At 73.1% G+C, this 15,807-nt stretch carries 14 protein-coding genes; 8 read left to right on the top strand and 6 right to left on the bottom strand.

The window, feature by feature from the left end:
- The first annotated feature begins 11 nt into the window (after positions 1-11).
- Positions 12-617 carry a GNAT family N-acetyltransferase gene (locus ABZZ17_RS35240; RefSeq protein ID WP_356882564.1) on the top strand — a complete coding sequence of 202 codons (606 nt, stop codon included), beginning with the start codon at positions 12-14 and terminating at the stop codon, positions 615-617.
- Between the two features lie 10 nt (positions 618-627).
- Positions 628-1,806 carry a crosslink repair DNA glycosylase YcaQ family protein gene (locus ABZZ17_RS35235; RefSeq protein WP_356882562.1) on the top strand — a complete coding sequence of 393 codons (1,179 nt, stop codon included), beginning with the start codon at positions 628-630 and terminating at the stop codon, positions 1,804-1,806.
- 27 nt (positions 1,807-1,833) lie between these two features.
- Here ABZZ17_RS35235 and ABZZ17_RS35230 read toward each other — a convergent pair whose 3' ends face one another.
- From ABZZ17_RS35230 to mtrA, 6 genes are all read right to left on the bottom strand, one after another.
- Positions 1,834-2,562, bottom strand: coding sequence for a response regulator transcription factor (locus tag ABZZ17_RS35230; protein ID WP_356882560.1), 729 nt, complete (start codon positions 2,560-2,562; stop codon positions 1,834-1,836).
- Positions 2,563-2,751: 189 nt separating this feature from the next.
- Complete coding sequence (gene raiA, locus ABZZ17_RS35225) at positions 2,752-3,447, bottom strand: ribosome-associated translation inhibitor RaiA (protein ID WP_356882558.1); 696 nt, start codon at positions 3,445-3,447, stop codon at positions 2,752-2,754.
- 363 nt (positions 3,448-3,810) lie between these two features.
- Complete coding sequence (locus ABZZ17_RS35220; protein WP_356882556.1) at positions 3,811-4,560, bottom strand: phosphoribosyltransferase family protein; 750 nt, start codon at positions 4,558-4,560, stop codon at positions 3,811-3,813.
- A 94-nt stretch (positions 4,561-4,654) separates the two neighbouring features.
- On the bottom strand, positions 4,655-6,493 hold the full coding sequence (locus ABZZ17_RS35215; protein ID WP_356882554.1) for an LpqB family beta-propeller domain-containing protein: 1,839 nt from the start codon (positions 6,491-6,493) through the stop codon (positions 4,655-4,657).
- Complete coding sequence (gene mtrB, locus ABZZ17_RS35210) at positions 6,480-8,366, bottom strand: MtrAB system histidine kinase MtrB (RefSeq protein ID WP_356882552.1); 1,887 nt, start codon at positions 8,364-8,366, stop codon at positions 6,480-6,482. The genes ABZZ17_RS35215 and mtrB overlap by 14 nt, the downstream gene beginning before the upstream one ends.
- Before the next feature lie 70 nt (positions 8,367-8,436).
- Positions 8,437-9,126 (bottom strand): two-component system response regulator MtrA, encoded by a 690-nt coding sequence (gene mtrA, locus ABZZ17_RS35205; protein WP_323188307.1) that lies wholly within the window; start codon positions 9,124-9,126, stop codon positions 8,437-8,439.
- Positions 9,127-9,365: 239 nt separating this feature from the next.
- Here mtrA and ABZZ17_RS35200 point away from each other — a divergent pair, with 239 nt between their 5' ends.
- From ABZZ17_RS35200 to ABZZ17_RS35175, 6 genes are all read left to right on the top strand, one after another.
- Entirely contained in the window at positions 9,366-10,643 is a 1,278-nt protein-coding gene (locus tag ABZZ17_RS35200; protein ID WP_356882550.1) for a hypothetical protein, read from the top strand.
- Between the two features lie 7 nt (positions 10,644-10,650).
- Entirely contained in the window at positions 10,651-11,331 is a 681-nt protein-coding gene (locus tag ABZZ17_RS35195; protein ID WP_356882548.1) for a DUF4129 domain-containing protein, read from the top strand.
- Positions 11,328-12,584: a DUF4350 domain-containing protein gene (locus ABZZ17_RS35190; protein ID WP_356882546.1), complete on the top strand. Its 1,257-nt coding sequence runs from the start codon at positions 11,328-11,330 to the stop codon at positions 12,582-12,584. Before ABZZ17_RS35195 ends, ABZZ17_RS35190 begins: the two co-directional genes overlap by 4 nt.
- A complete protein-coding gene (locus tag ABZZ17_RS35185; RefSeq protein WP_356882544.1) occupies positions 12,581-13,543 on the top strand; it encodes a MoxR family ATPase in 963 nt (320 codons plus the stop codon). Before ABZZ17_RS35190 ends, ABZZ17_RS35185 begins: the two co-directional genes overlap by 4 nt.
- Positions 13,543-14,853, top strand: coding sequence for a DUF58 domain-containing protein (locus ABZZ17_RS35180; protein ID WP_356882542.1), 1,311 nt, complete (start codon positions 13,543-13,545; stop codon positions 14,851-14,853). Before ABZZ17_RS35185 ends, ABZZ17_RS35180 begins: the two co-directional genes overlap by 1 nt.
- Positions 14,854-15,080: 227 nt before the next feature.
- Positions 15,081-15,677 (top strand): Uma2 family endonuclease, encoded by a 597-nt coding sequence (locus ABZZ17_RS35175; RefSeq protein WP_356882540.1) that lies wholly within the window; start codon positions 15,081-15,083, stop codon positions 15,675-15,677.
- Positions 15,678-15,807: the final 130 nt, after the last annotated feature.

Below are 15,807 nucleotides of genomic sequence, written 5' to 3'. Positions count from 1 at the left end.
AGACTCCGCCCATGGAGCCCACCACACTGACCACGGCCCGCCTGGACCTGCGGCCCTTCGCGCCGGACGACGAGGACGAGGTCTACGCGGCCGCGCAGGACCCCGACATCCAGCGCTGGACGATGGTCCCCTCCCCCTACGAGCGCGCCCACGCGAAGGCCTTCGTGGGCGAGCTGGTCCCGGCCGGCTGGCGCGGGGACACCGGGTACAGCTTCGCGGTCCGTCTCGGCCCGCGCGGCCCGCTGGTCGCGGCGATCGGCGTCCACGTGCACGAGGCGTTCGGGACCCGCTCGTACGAGGTCGGGTACTGGGCGACCAGGGAGTATCGCGGGCACGGCTACATGACCGAGGCCCTGGACGCCGTCGCCCGCTGGGCCTTCACCGAGCTCGGCGCCGTACGGTTGGAATGGCGCGCGGAGGTCGGCAACGCGGGCTCGAAGGCCGTCGCCGAGAAGGCCGGCTTCCGCATCGAGGGCCTGCTGCGGGCCTCCCTCCTGCGCAACGGCACCGCACGCGACGGCTGGGTCGGGGCCCTGCTCCCCTCGGACCTCGGCCTGACCCCCGCCCTCCCCTACCTCCCCGCCGCCACGGGCACCGGTGTCAGTGGCGGCGCCTAGGCTGCGGGCCATGAGCCTGCCGCAGCCGACCCTGTCCCTGTCCGCCGACGAGGCCCGCCGGATCGCCCTGCGCGCGCAGGGCTTCCTCGGAGCGCCCGACCGCAGGGGCGGGGTCCGCGGGGTCCTGCGCCACCTGGGCGCCGTGCAGCTGGACACGATCTCGGTCCTGGCGCGCTCGCACGAGCTGATCCCGTACGCACGCCTCGGCGCGGTCGGCCGGGACACCGTCGAGAAGGCCTACTGGTCGCAGAGCCACGCCTTCGAGTACTGGTCGCACGCCGCCTGCATCCTGCCCGTCGAGGAGTGGCCGCACTTCGCCTTCCGCCGCCGCGCCCGCCGGGCCCGCGGCCACCGCTGGCACGTCCTCCAGGACAAGGAGCGTTCGACGGGGGCGGTCCTGGACCGGCTGCGCGCCGAGGGCCCGCTGACCTCGACCGAGCTCGGCGGCGCCAAGAACGGCGGCGAGTGGTTCGAATGGTCCGAGACCAAGATCGCGGTGGAGTGGCTCCTCGACACCGGCGAGGTGGTCTGCGCCCAGCGGCGCGGCTGGAAGCGGGTCTACGACCTGCCCGAGCGGGCCGTCCCGGACGCCCTGCTCCACGACGACCTCGACGACCACGAGTGCCTGCGGCGCCTGGTGGCCCTGGCCGGCCGCTCGCTCGGGGTCGGCACCCGCGCCGACATCGCGGACTACCACCGGCTCAAGGGCGACCAGTTCGACGCGGTCGTCGCGGAATCCGGTCTGGTCCCGGTGACGGTGGAGGGCTGGGCCAAGCCGGCGTGGGCCGATCCGCAGGCCCTGGCCACCGTGCCGCGCGGCCGCCACCGCACCACCCTGCTGTCCCCGTTCGACTCCCTGGTCTGGGACCGCCCCCGCACCGAGCGGATCTTCGGGTTCACGCACCGGCTGGAGGCCTACGTCCCCAAACCCCAGCGGATCCACGGCTACTTCGCGATGCCACTGCTGGCCGGCGGCCGCCTCCAGGGGCGCGTCGACCCGGGCCGGGAGGGCACCACCCTCGTGGCCCGCCAGCTCTCGCTGACCAGTCCGAAGGCCGCCGGCGCTATGGCGGAGGCCCTGTGGGAGGCGGCCCGTTGGGTGGGCTGCGAGGAGGTGCGCGTCGACCGCGCGACGAGCGAGCGGGAGGCGGCCGCCGTGACGGCGGAACTCCGCGCGCGCGGCGCGTAGGCACCGGCGCCCCGACCCGCGGTGGCGTCAGCGGATCTCTAGGATCTTCTCGCGCATCGCGTAGACGACGGCTTCCATCCGGGAGTGCAGCTGGAGCTTCTCCAGGATGTTGCGGACGTGGTTCTTCACCGTGTTCTCGGAGATGAACAACTGCTTCGCGATGTCACGGTTGTTCATGCCGGTGGCCACCAGCTTCAGGACCTCCAGCTCCCGGTCCGTCAGCCGCGGCGCCGGCACCAGCCGCCGCTCGTCGGTGCGCTGGATCATCGACTTGAACTCGGTGAGCAGCTTCGACGCCATCGACGGGCTGATCTGCGACTGGCCGTCCGCGACCGCGCGGATCGCCGTCGCGACCTCGTCCGTGGAGATCTCCTTGAGCAGGTAGCCCGTCGCGCCCGCCTTGATCGCGTCGTAGAGGTCGGCCTCCTCGTCGCTGATCGTCAGCATGATGATCTTCGCGGAGGGGGCCACCTCCTTGATCGAGGTGCACGCCTCGATGCCGCCGCGCCGGGGCATCCGCACGTCCATGAGCACGATGTCCGGCAGCAGGTCGGCGGCCTTGTCCACGGCCTCGGCACCGTCCCCGGCCTCGCCGACGACCTGGATGTCCTCCTCCTGCGCGAGGACGATCTCCAGCCCGCGCCGGAAGAGGGCGTGGTCGTCGACGACGAGCACCCGGATGGGCTCCCCGGCCGGGTCCGCCTCGCGGCAGCCCGCGCCGTCGTCACCGCGTACCGGCCCGAAGCTGTCCGCCATCGTTCCTCCCCCTGCATGTGCCGAGCTGCTGGGCCGAACCGGCGGGATGGGGCGCCGGCTGACTGTCCGCCATGATTCCATGCCCGCACCGCCGGGCGGGGATCTGGCGAAATCCGGCTGGCTCATACGCGCCCATACAGGTGCCCCCGCGGAACGCCCGTGCGTCCCGCGGGGGCGACGGATGAATGCTCAGCCGCCGAGCGCACCGCCGGCGCCCGCTGCCGGCTGGTCGGAGCTGGAGGCGCCGTCGGAGTTCAGGTGGACGACGCCGTAGTCGTAGGCGTGACGCCGGTAGACGACGCTGGGCATCTTGGTTTCGGAGTCGACGAACAGGTAGAAGTCGTGGCCGACCAGTTCCATTTCGTACAGGGCCTGGTCGAGCGACATGGGTCCGGCCGAGTGGGTCTTCTCGCGGACGATGAGCGGGCCTTCGCCCTGCACTTCGAGGGATCCGATGCGGGTGGTCGGAATCCCGTCCGCCTTCTCCTCGCCGACCGGCTCGCCGTTGCCGTTGAGCGACGCGACTCCCGGCACCACGTCGGCGACCTCCGCCGCCGAGAGCCGGCCGTTGCCGCGGCGCGTGTAGCGCTTGTCGTGCTGCTTGCGCAGCCGGGCCTCCAGCTTGTCCTGAGCCAGGTCGAGCGCCGCGTACGGGTCTGCGGCGGCGGCCTCGGCACGGATCACCGGGCCCCGCGAACGCAGGGTGATCTCCACGCGGTCGGAACGGTCGGCCTGGCGCGGGTTGTGCTCCTTGGACACCTCGACGTCCAAGCTGATCACCTTGGCGTCGAGCTTCTGGATCCGCTCCGGATTCAGCTTCTCGGCCACGTGCTTGCGGAACCGCTCGGGCACCTCGGTCTTGCGGCCCTTGACGACGATGTCCACGCAGAACTCCGTTCCCGGAGAGCCCCGCCTCGTGCGGCGAAGCGTCTCCCTTTCGCACCAGGCCCCGGTGAACACCGGAGCCTCGGACTTGGCGACTTTCACCTCCTCCTCCCCCATCGGCAAGATCTACATCCCACCGACTTCGGAGTAGAGAGACAACCCCCTGAGCAGGCATTGACACGAAGATTCCAAAACGGGCGGACTGGTGCTCCGATACCCGGGTCCCAAGGATCGCCAGTTCCTCACAACCGAACATATCTCTCAATGCCGGTTGTCGGCACCCGCTACCGGAACATACCTACGTTCAGGTGACTGTTCCCTCTTACTACCTGCAACGTTGCGCATTCCCCAGGGGTTCCGGATCTATTCACAAGATTTTTGCTCTGTACGGGTTGCCGACCGGATCCGGACGAAGGATTCCGCGGGCGCCGCCACCACGGCCGCCGCGTCCACCCGTAGTCCGGCCTCCCGCAGGGCCCGGGCCGCCTCCGCCAGCGTGGCCCCCGTGGTGATCACGTCGTCGACCAGCACGATCCCCGCCCCCGCGGTGAGCCGCGCACCGCCCGCGCGGACCTCCAGGGCCCCCGAGAGGTTCTCCAGCCGCCTGAGGGCCCCCAGGCCCGCCTGGTCCTCGACCGGCCTGCGCTGGCGCAGTACGGACGCCACGCGCGCGGCCGTACCGGCCCGCCGCAGCCGCGCCGAGGCGGCCAGCGCGATCCGCCGCGCCGGGTCGTGACCGCGCGCCCGGACGGCCCGCCGTGCGGAGGGCACCGGAACCAGCGCCAGCTCCCCCGCCCGGCCCGCACCCGCCCGGAGCACCGCGAGGGCCACGGCGGCCGCCAGGGCGGCGCCCAGCGGCCCGGCCAGGGGCAGTGCCCCGCGTTCCTTGTGGGCCAGTACGACCGCCCGTACGGCCCCCTCGTACGGAGCCGCCGCGTGCACGGCCGGCAGCCCCGCCGGCCCGGCCCGCCGCGCGGCCGGACGCACCCGGCCCGCCGCGCTCCCGCCCAGAGCGCTCCGGCAGTCCGCGCACAGCACCGCCCGGCCGGTGCCGCAGCCCGCGCAGCCCGCCGGGAGCACCAGCCCGGAGACCTCCTGCCACCACCCCCGCATGCCTCCACTGTGGCGGGCCCGTACGGCCCCCGCCACCCCTGTGGAAAACCCCGGACCCCGGCCGCGGACACCCCCGGCCGAGCCGGTCAGCCGGTCAGCCCGGGTACACCGGGGCCTTGCCGCCCGCCGCGACCGTGCGCCACTGCGCACCCGGCGGAAGCCACACGATGCCGTCCTCGCCGGAGTAGGCCACGACCGGCTTGGACTCGTCCTCGGCGGCCGCGATCGCGCTGAGCCCGGTCGCCCCGGGCAGGCTCGCGGCGACCATCGAGCCGTCCGCCAGCATGTAGCGGGCCTGGTCGACGCCGCCGCTCTCGCGTCCCACCACCAGCAGCCGCCCGCGCGGCGCCCAGCTCATCGCCGTCACCTCGGCCATCTGCGGAGCGGCCGGGCGCAGCTCGCGCACCGACACCGGCGAGGAGTCGCCCTTGCCCTCGGGCCGCTCGATCCGGCCGGTGTAGAGGTTCTTGCGCCCGCCCTCCTTCTCGACGAGCAGCGCGAGGCGCACCCCGTCCGAGGAGGCCTTCAGTCCGGTGATCTTCCCGTCGAGTCCGGCGACGTCGACCTTCTGCGGGGTGCCGGTGCCGCCGGGGATCCGCCACAGGCCCTGGGTCTGCGGGTCGAGGTCGGCGATCCACAGGTCGCCGTGGGCGTCCCAGCTGGGTGGGGTCAGCTTGCCGCTCTTGCTGGTCATGAGGGGCTGCGGCATCGGGCCGGCCGTCGCGAGGGTCACCACGTACAGGCCGTGCCCGTCTCCGGAGACGACCGCGGCGCGCTTCTCGTCGTAGGTGACGGCCGCGGAGCCCACCTTGAAGTCGGCGGCGGTGGCCAGCGGCCCGGGTGCCGGTTCCGGCTTGTCCTGCTGTTCCTCGGCGTTGACGCTGAGGACCATCCGGACCAGCTTGGAGTCCTTGTCCACGTAGTACTGGTGCTCGGGGACCGGGGTCCGGCTGACGAACGCGGTGGTCGCCGGCTGGTTGACGCCGCACAGCAGCGACTTGCCGTCGGGGCGCAGCAGTTCGACGCGGTCCAGCCGGGAGCCCGTCAGGTCCCGGACGGTGTAGAGGAGTTGGGTGGCCATCTTCTGGCACTGCGGCTGCGCGACGTTGGCCCCGTTGCCGTTGAGCGGGACGCGCAGGGTGTTCTGGCCGTCGTACGAGAGGGACTTGGTGCCCTCGCGCAGTCCGGTGCCGGTCGGGAAGCTGGTCGAGACGACGGGGCCGAGCCATTTGGAGGGCCCGGCGAGCAGCGACTGGACGGTCTGCGTGGTCGGGTCCATCCGCGATTCGGGGTCGCTGCGCTGGCGGACGTAGACCGGGTCGGCGACGAGGGAGTTGCCGGCGAAGTAGTACTTGTTGACGGGCTTGTAGATGCGCTGGAAGTCGGACTCGCTGAGCACGAGGCTGCTGGGCGGGGTCGCGATGCGCCACTGCTTGTTGACCTGGACCAGCTGGAGGTACTCCTCGTAGCGGCCGCCGCCGGTCTCCGGCTGGTAGGCGCTGCGCTCGTCGACGGTCGCGAGCTTCTTCCCGGTGATCTTCCAGCGGGGTCCGTCGGGGTCCTTCTCGCCCTGGACGGGGAGCCGGTCGAGGCCGGCGGAGAGCACGGTCACGGCGGAGCCGGGCTTCCACTTCTCCGCCGCTTCCGGGGTGAGGTACTTGCGGGCGGTCTCCAGCTGCGGGTCGTCGCTGGTCATGGCCTCCAGGAAGCCTTCGACGATGTCGGCGGGGTTCGCCTTGTCGGCGGGCGGTACGCCGAACACCCGGACCTGGGAGTCCACGCCCTGGGAGGCCTCGACGGGGCGGATCTCGCCGCGGGTCGGCATGGACGCGCAGCCGGTCAGCAGTGCTCCGGCCGCTCCTAGGACGAGGAGCGTCCTCGTGCCCTTCGTTCCGCCCGGCGGGCGGTCCTGCCCGCGCTCAGCGTCCTCCACCGGTTCCGTCCTCCTGTGCTGTCGGCTGGTCGGCCGGCCTGGCGACGACCCGGGAGCCGCTGCCCGGCAGTGCCGTGGGGTCGGCGGGCACCGGCATGGCCGTGGTGACGGCCGGGCGCGGCGGTATCGGCGAGCGGTCCGCGCGTTCGGACCGGCCGTCGGGGCGCCCGCCGGCGCCGGGTCCGCGTCCGGCGGCCTCGGCGGCGGCGCGGGCCCGGTTGCCGCGCGAGTCCTCGGGCTCCAGCGGGATCGGGGATCCGCGCAGGGGCTCGTCCGCGGTGCGGGGCAGGGTGAGGCGGAACTGCGAGCCGCCGCCGGGCTCGCCCCAGGCCTGGAGCCAGCCCCCGTGCAGCCGGGCGTCCTCGACGGCGATGGACAGGCCGAGGCCGGTTCCGCCGGTGGTGCGGGCGCGGGCCGGGTCGGCGCGCCAGAAGCGGTTGAAGACCCGGGTGGCCTCGCCGGGCTTGAGGCCGACGCCGTAGTCGCGGACGGCGACCGCGACGGCCCCGCCCGCGGAGGCGAGCCGGACCACGACGTCGCGGCCCTCTCCGTGCTCGACGGCGTTGACGACGAGGTTGCGCAGCACCCGCTCGACGCGCCGGGCGTCGGCCTCGGCGATGACGGGCTGGGTGTCCCCGAGGACGCGGATCCGGGTGCCCTTGTGCTCGGCGAGCGGTTCGGCGCCGTCGATGACGCGGCGTACGACGTCCCGCAGGTCGATGGGCTCGGCCTCCAGGGCGGCCGCGCCCGCGTCGAAGCGGCTGATCTCCAGCAGGTCGGCGAGCAGCGACTCGAAGCGGTCGAGCTGTCCGGCGAGGAGTTCGGCGGAGCGGGCGGTGACGGGGTCGAAGTCGACGCGGGCGTCGTGGATGACGTCGGCGGCCATCCGGACGGTGGTGAGCGGGGTGCGCAGCTCGTGGGAGACGTCCGAGACGAAGCGGCGCTGCATCCGCGAGAGGTCCTCCAGCTGCTGGATCTTGTTCTGGAGGTTCTGGGCCATCTTGTTGAAGGCCTCGCCGAGGCGGGCGATGTCGTCCTCGCCGGTGACCTTCATGCGTTCCTGGAGCCGCCCGGCCGAGAGCCTTTCGGCGATCCCGGCGGCCATCCGGACGGGGGTGACGACCTGGCGCACGACGAGCCAGGCGATGGCGCTGAGCAGGACGACGACGAAGAGGCCGGCGGTCGCGATGGTGCTCTTGACCAGGTTGAGGGACTCCTCCTCCTGGGTGAGCGGGAAGAGGTAGTACAGGTCGTACGGGTAGCCGTTGATGTCGGTCAGCCGCTTGCCGACGACGAGCGCGGGCTCGGGCGCCTTGTCCCCGACGCCGGCGGTGTACCGGATCTCGGAGAAGGTCTTGAAGGTGCCGGTGGCGTGGTTGACGGCCCGGCGCAGCTCGATGGGGACGCTGGCGGTCGGGTCGACGTTGCCGGACGCGCGGGCGCCCTTGACGCCCTGGGCTCCGGGCTGCTGCTCGCCCGCGCCGAGCGCGGCGACCTCGAAGGCGGTCTGGCCGCCGCTGGCGAGCTGTTTGACGAGCGAGTTCATCCAGGTGCTGGCGTCCCGGCCGACCTTGTTGTCGGTGGCGTCGGGCTCCACCGACAGGGGGGTGTTCGCCTTCTCCTGTGCGACCGCGAACCCTCCCGCGGCCTGGCTCTGCGCGGCCTCTTCCTTGGCGTCGAGGAGTCCCTTGCTGACCTGGGCGACGACGACGAAGCCGAGGGCGAGGACCACGGCCAGCGACATCAGCAGCGTCGCGACGACCACCCGGAGCTGGATGTTGCGCCGCCACAGCCGGACAGCCGGAAGCAGCGGCCGGCGTACGAGGCGTACGCACAGCCGCAGCACGGGGCCGCCGGAGGCTCCGTCCGCCACCGAACGGAGCTGCCGGCCACCCCACGGGGACCCCCATCGGGAGCCGCCCCGGGGCTTGCCGGGCTGCACGTCAGCTCGGTCCGGCCTTGTAGCCGACACCGCGCACCGTCACGACGATCTCGGGGCGCTCCGGGTCCTTCTCGACCTTGGAGCGCAGACGCTGTACGTGCACGTTGACCAGGCGGGTGTCCGCGGCGTGCCGGTAGCCCCAGACCTGCTCCAGCAGCACCTCGCGGGTGAACACCTGCCAGGGCTTGCGGGCGAGGGCGACCAGCAGGTCGAACTCCAGCGGGGTCAGTGCGATGGAGGCGCCGTCGCGCTTGACCGAGTGCCCGGCCACGTCGATGACCAGGTCACCGATGACCAGCTGCTCGGGTGCGGGCTCCTCCGACCGGCGCAGACGCGCCCGGATGCGGGCCACCAGCTCCTTCGGCTTGAACGGCTTGACGATGTAGTCGTCGGCCCCGGACTCCAGGCCCACGACCACGTCCACCGTGTCACTCTTGGCGGTGAGCATGACAATCGGCACGCCCGACTCGGCCCGGATCAGCCTGCACACCTCTATGCCGTCCCGTCCGGGCAGCATGAGGTCGAGCAGGACGAGGTCCGGCTTGGCCTCCCGGAAGGCAGCCAATGCCTTGTCACCGTCCGCTACGAACGACGGCTCAAAACCTTCTCCACGCAACACGATGCCGAGCATCTCGGCCAGTGCGGTGTCGTCGTCGACGACAAGGACGCGTCCCTTCATGCTTGACATCATCCCATTAGCTAATCGTTACCCGGCGGTGAGCTGTCCCACAGCCAAAAGGGCTGGAAATCGCCCCTCGGACCTGCGTGGTGATCAGGACGACCAGTCTGCCCCGGATCCGCGCGACAATTGAAGGGACGAGCAGCCCAAGATCCTGGGTGGGGGACAGCTGGTCCGTTCGAGGTCCCCCCATGGCACGATGGCAGCCGACCAGCGCGCCCGCCACGGCAGGTGCACGTGAAGGAGCGACGATGAACGACTCTCCGGGCTGGGCCACGCCCGGATCCCCGTCCGACGGCCAGGGCTCCGACGGCACCCAGCCGCCCGCACCGCCCGCCGACGCCCCGAAGTGGTCGGCGTCCCAGCCCCCGCCCGGCCAGTGGTCCAGCCCGGCAGCGGGCCCCACCCCGCCCCCGCAGCAGCAGGGCCAGGGCTGGGGATCGTACGGCCAGCCCGGCCAGCAGCCCGGTCAGCAGCCCGGCGCACCGTACGGCAGCCCCTACGGCGCCCCGTACGGCCATCCGGGTGGCCCCGGCGGCTGGGGCGGCCCGCCCCCCGCCGCCAAGCCCGGAGTGATCCCCCTGCGCCCCCTGGGCCTCGGCGAGATCCTCGACGGCGCCGTCAGCACCCTGCGCGGCCACTGGAAGACGGTCCTCTCCGTCAGCCTCGTCCTCGCCGCCCTCGTCCAGCTCGGCCTGCTCACCGTGCAGCGCCTCATGATGGACAACCTCGTCATGACGCCCGACGAAGCCGCGACCCCCGAAGAAGCCATGCGGCTGCTGGGCGACACCCTGACCACCGCCGTCTTCAACTACTACATCCAGCTGCTCGGACTGCTCCTGGTCACCGGCCTCCTCGCCGGCGTCGTCAGCCGCGCCGTCCTCGGCCAGAGCTCCACCGTCGCCGCCGACCTGCGCGCCGTCCGCCCGCTGCTCCCGCGCCTGCTCGCCCTGACCGCCGTACTGTTCCTCGGCGCCCTCGCCGCCGGCGTCCTGCCCCTGCTCCCCGGCCTCCTGACCGGCAACGCCGTCCTGATGGTCCTCGGCATCCCCGTCGCCCTCACGCTCCTCGCCTGGTACTTCGTGACCTTCGTCCTGGCACCGCCCGCACTGGTGCTGGAACGCGGCAAGGTCACCGACGCCTTCAAGCGGTCCGCCAAGCTGGTCAAGGGCTCCTGGTGGCGCATCTTCGGCATCAGCGCCCTCACCTGGGTCATCACCTGGATCACCTCGCTGATCATCGCGGTGCCCTTCGCCGTCATCGCCATGATCGTGTCCCCCGGCGGCTTCAGCGGCCTCCTCGACGGCACCTCCGCCCAGAGCTGGACCTTCCTGATCATCACCGCGATCGGCGGACTCGTCAGCCTCACCGTCACCGTCCCCATGCAGACCGGCGTCACCAACCTCCTCTACATCGACCAGCGCATCCGCCGCGAGGCCCTCGACCTGGAACTCGCCCGCGCCGCCGGCCTCGACGACTACGACGCGGCCACCCCGCAGCCCGGCAGCGGACCGGTCACAGGAGGCTGACGCACCGATGAGAACGGGGGGACTCATCGTCACCGGCACCACGGTGCTGCTGCCCGGCGCCGAGACGCCACCACTGACGACACCGCGCGACGCCGCCCGCGAGGCGGCCGAACGCGAACTGGCCAAGCGCGCCTACCACCAGGACGACCCCGGCCTCTTCGAGCGCGCGCTGGACCGCTTCTGGGAGTGGATCGGCGGCCTCCTCGACAGCGCCTCCGCCTCCACCCCCGGCGGCGGCTACGGCGTCCTCGCCGTCGTCGTCCTGGTCGTCCTCCTCGTCGCCGCCCTCTGGTGGCGCCTCGGCACCCCCCGCCGTACGGCCACCAGCGCGGGCATCCTCTTCGACGACGGCCTGCGCAGCGCCGCCGACCACCGCACCGCCGCCGAAGCCCACGCCGCCGCCGGCCGCTGGACCGAGGCCGTCCAGGAACGCATGCGCGCCCTCGTGCGCTCCCTGGAGGAACGCACCCTCCTCGACCCCCGCCCCGGCCGCACCGCCGACGAGGCCGCCGCCGAAGCCGCCGTGTCCCTGCCCGGCCACGCCGACGACCTGCGCGCCGCCGCCCGCACCTTCGACGACGTCACCTACGGCGGCCGCACCGCCGACCCCGACGCCTACGCCCGCCTGCGCACCCTCGACCTCACCCTGGAGCGCACCAAGCCGCTCCTGACGGGACCCACCGCATGACCGGCCCCACCGAGCCCGCGACGGCGCCGCCCGCCCCGGCCCCGGCCCCCGCGCCCGCGCCCGACCGCCCGGGCCGCCGCGCCGGCACCTCCACCGCCCTCACCGGCGCCCAGCTCTGGGCCCGCAGCCGCGGCTTCCTCCTCGCCCTCGGCATCCTGCTGGTCTCCGCCGTCCTCCTGGCCGGCCTCCAGACCGGCGACCACCACGGACGCCTCGACCCCCGCTCCCCCGACCCCGAGGGCAGCCGGGCCCTCGCGCAACTCCTCCAGGAACGCGGAGTCACCACCCGCGTGGTCACCAACGCCACCGACGCCGCCGCCGCGGCCGGCCCCGGCACCACCCTCCTGGTCACCGACCCGGACCTGCTCGGCGCCTCCCAGCGCCGCGCGATCCGCTCCGCCATCGACCTCTCCGGCGGCCGCACCGTCCTGATCGCCCCCGGCGACTCCCTCTCCGACCTGGCCCCCGCCGCGCGCACCGGCGGCTTCGCCCACCAGGACGACCTCGACCCCGCCTGCACCCTGCCGGCCGCCGCCACCGCCGGCCGCGCCTCCACCGGCGGCGACCTCCGCTACACCGCCGGCCCCGCCGGAGCCACCGCCTGCTACCCCAGCGGCGGCCGCCCCACCCTCCTCGTCCTGCCCGGCACCACCAAGGGCGGCGACACCGTCCTCCTCGGCTCCGAGTCGGTCCTCCTCAACGAACGCCTCGCCGAAGAGGGCAACGCCTCCCTCGCCCTCCAACTCCTCGGCTCCCGCCCGGACCTCGTCTGGTACCTGCCCACCCTCGCGGACATGACCGCCGCCGACGACACCGAGGACCAGAGCCTCCTCGACCTCGTCCCGTCCGGCTGGCACTGGGCCCTGCTCCAGCTGTTCGCCGCCGCCGTCCTCGCCGCCCTCTGGCGCGCCCGCCGCCTCGGCCCCCTCGTCACCGAGAGGCTCCCCGTCGCCGTCCGCGCCTCCGAGGCCACCGAGGGCCGCGCCCGCCTCTACCGCAAGGCCGACGCCCGCGACCGCGCCTCGACCGTGCTGCGCGCCGCCACCCGCGAACGCCTCGCCGCACTGGTCGGCGTACCGCCCGCCCAGGCCCACGACCCGGCCTCCCTGGTCCCCGCCGTGTCCGCCCGCCTCGGCGACGGCACCCGCGACGTGACCACCCTCCTCTTCGGCACCACCCCCGCCGACGACGCGGCACTCGTCGCGCTCGCCGACCACCTCGACGCCCTCGAAAGAGAGGTCCGCACCTCATGACGGCCACCACGGACAGCGCCCGTACCTCCCTGGAAGCGCTCCGCACCGAGATCGCCAAGGCCGTGGTCGGCCAGGACTCCGCCGTCACCGGTCTCGTCGTCGCACTCCTGTGCCGCGGCCACGTCCTCCTCGAAGGCGTCCCCGGTGTCGCGAAGACCCTGCTCGTGCGCGCCCTCGCCGCCTCCCTCGAACTCGACACCAAGCGCGTCCAGTTCACCCCGGACCTGATGCCGAGCGACGTCACCGGCTCCCTCGTCTACGACGCCCGCACCGCCGAGTTCTCCTTCCAGGACGGCCCGGTCTTCACCAACCTGCTCCTCGCGGACGAGATCAACCGCACGCCCCCCAAGACCCAGTCCTCGCTCCTCGAAGCGATGGAGGAACGCCAGGTCACGGTCGACGGCACCCCCCGCAAGCTCCCCGAGCCCTTCCTCGTCGCCGCCACCATGAACCCCGTCGAGTACGAGGGCACCTATCCCCTCCCCGAAGCCCAGCTCGACCGCTTCCTCCTCAAGCTGACGGTGCCCCTCCCTTCCCGCGAGGACGAGATCGGCGTCCTGACCCGGCACGCCGCCGGCTTCAACCCCCGCGACCTCGCCGCGGCGGGCCTGCGCCCCGTCGCAGGCCTGAAGGAACTCGAAGCCGCCCGCGAAGCCGTCACCCACGTCACCGTCTCCCCCGAGATCGCCGGCTACGTCGTCGACATCTGCCGCGCCACCCGCGAATCGCCGTCCCTCACGCTCGGCGTCTCCCCGCGCGGCGCGACCGCCCTGCTGGCCACCGCCCGCGCCTGGGCCTGGCTCGTCGGCCGCGACTACGTGACCCCCGACGACGTGAAGGCCCTCGCCCTGCCCACCCTGCGCCACCGCGTCCAGCTCCGCCCGGAAGCCGAGATGGAAGGCGTCAAGGCCGACGCCGTCATCACGGCGATCCTCTCCCACGTCCCCGTCCCGCGCTGATGGCCCTCACCGGACGCGCCGCCCTCCTCGCGGCCCTCGGCAGCCTGCCCGTCGGCATCCTCGAACCGAGCTGGACGGGCATCCTCGCCGTCAACGGCACCCTGGCCCTGGCCTGCGCCGTCGACTGCGCCCTGGCGGCGCCCGTCCGCGCCCTGCGCCTCACCCGCTCGGGCGACACCTCGGTGCGCCTCGGCGAGAGCGCCGACGTCCACCTCACGGTCACCAACCCGGGCCGCCGCACCCTCCGCGCCCGCGTCCGCGACGCCTGGCCGCCGAGCAGCTGGCAGCCCGGTACCGAGGGCCCCGCCTCCCGCCACGACCTGACCGTCCCCGCAGGCGAACGCCGCCGCCTGACCACCCGCCTGCACCCCACCCGGCGCGGCGACCGCCGGGCCGACCGCGTCACGATCCGTTCGTACGGCCCGCTCGGCCTGATGTCCCGCCAGGGCTCCCACACCGTCCCCTGGACGGTCCGCGTCCTGCCGCCGTTCGCCAGCCGCAAGCACCTCCCGTCCCGCCTGGCCCGCCTGCGCGAACTCGACGGCCGCACCAGCGTCCTGACCCGCGGCGAGGGCACCGAGTTCGACAGCCTCCGCGACTACGTCCCCGGCGACGACACCCGCTCCATCGACTGGCGCGCCACCGCCCGCCAGAACAAGGTCGCCGTCCGCACCTGGCGCCCCGAACGCGACCGGCACATCCTGATCTGCCTGGACACCGGCCGCACCGCCGCGGGCCGCGTGGGGGACGCTCCCCGCCTGGACGCCGCCATGGACGCGGCCCTGCTCCTGACCGCCCTGGCCACCCGCGCCGGCGACCGCGTGGACCTGCTGGCCCACGACCGCCGTGCCCGCGCCCAGGTCCAGGGCCGCTCGGCCGCCGACACCCTTCCGGCCTTCGTCAGCGCCATGGCGACCCTCGAAGCGGAACTCGTCGAAACCCACTCCCGCACCCTGGTCTCCACGATCCTGCGCAGCGCCCCCCGCCGGTCCCTCGTCGTCCTGCTGACCAGCCTGGACGCGGCCCCGATCGAGGAGGGCCTGCTGCCGCTGCTCCCCCGGCTGACGCAGCGCCACACGGTCGTCCTGGCCTCCGTGGCCGACCCGCACGTGGCCGAGATGACCCGCGCCCGCGGCACCGTCGACGCCGTCTACGAGGCCGCCGCGGGCACCCAGTCCCAGACCCAGCGCCGCCGCACGGCCGACCAGCTGACCCGCCACGGCGTCCACGTCGTGGACGCCACCCCCGAAGCCCTCCCCCCAGCCCTGGCCGACGCCTACCTCTCCCTGAAGGCCGCCGGCCGCCTCTAGTGCCGTGGCCGGGAAGGTTTGGCGGGTCGCGGCGTCCGGTGCGGTGCATCTCGAGGCGGAGGGCCGCGGCTCGTACTGGACGTACCTCCGTGGTCCGACAACGCGGAGAGGTGCCGTGCCGGGCGTCGCGACCCGGTGGACCTTTCCGGTCACGGCACTAGCGCTCTAGAGCCGCTCCTGCGGTCCCGGGCTGGCTACGCTGGTCGGGCACCCACCAGGAGGACACGATGGCCGACCTCACCCCCGAGCAGATGCGCCGGATGCACGATTTCGCGGAGCAACTCGCGGAACTGGCCGAGCTCCAGGAGGACGCGTGGAAGGTGCAGACCACCGACGGTCAGATCTTCCTCACGATGATGAGCCCCACGGCTCCCCACGGCCTGAACGTGGTGCGGCTCCGCCGCCAGATCGAGGCCCAAACGCCCGAGGTCATGGCCCTCAACGACACGAACATGGGTGATCCCCATACCGGACTGACCAAGGTCCCCGACCTCATGGTCATCGCCGAGGAGGACACCGACGACACGGCCAAGGTCGTGAACTCGCGCGACGTCCTGATGGTGGTGGAAGTCGTCTCCCGCACGAATTCCCTCACCGACATCCGCGACAAGCTCCACGACTACCCGCGCATGGGCATCCCCCTGTACGTCGTCGTGGATCCCCGCAAGGACAAGAAGGCCGTCACGGTCCACAGTGACCCCTCGGAAGGCCCCGACGGCATCCGCTACCGCAAGAAGGTCCCCTACGCCTTCGGTGACACCGTCCCGGCCGGCCGCTGGACCCTCGAAACGAGCGGCCTGAAAAGTTACCCGGCCGACTGGTAGCGCCGCCTGACGGCCGGACGGCACCGCATCCGCGCCGTTCCGGGCCGTAAACGCAGAAAAGCCCCGCACCATAAGGTGCGGGGCTTTCCCACAATGATTGTTCGGCGGCGTCCTACTCTCCCACAGGGTC

Origin of the sequence: Streptomyces sp. NPDC006512 (assembly GCF_040611935.1) — a bacterium.
Classification (GTDB): domain Bacteria; phylum Actinomycetota; class Actinomycetes; order Streptomycetales; family Streptomycetaceae; genus Streptomyces.
Note: the sequence above shows the minus strand (reverse complement) of the source record. Positions and strands in the feature narration are given on the sequence as shown.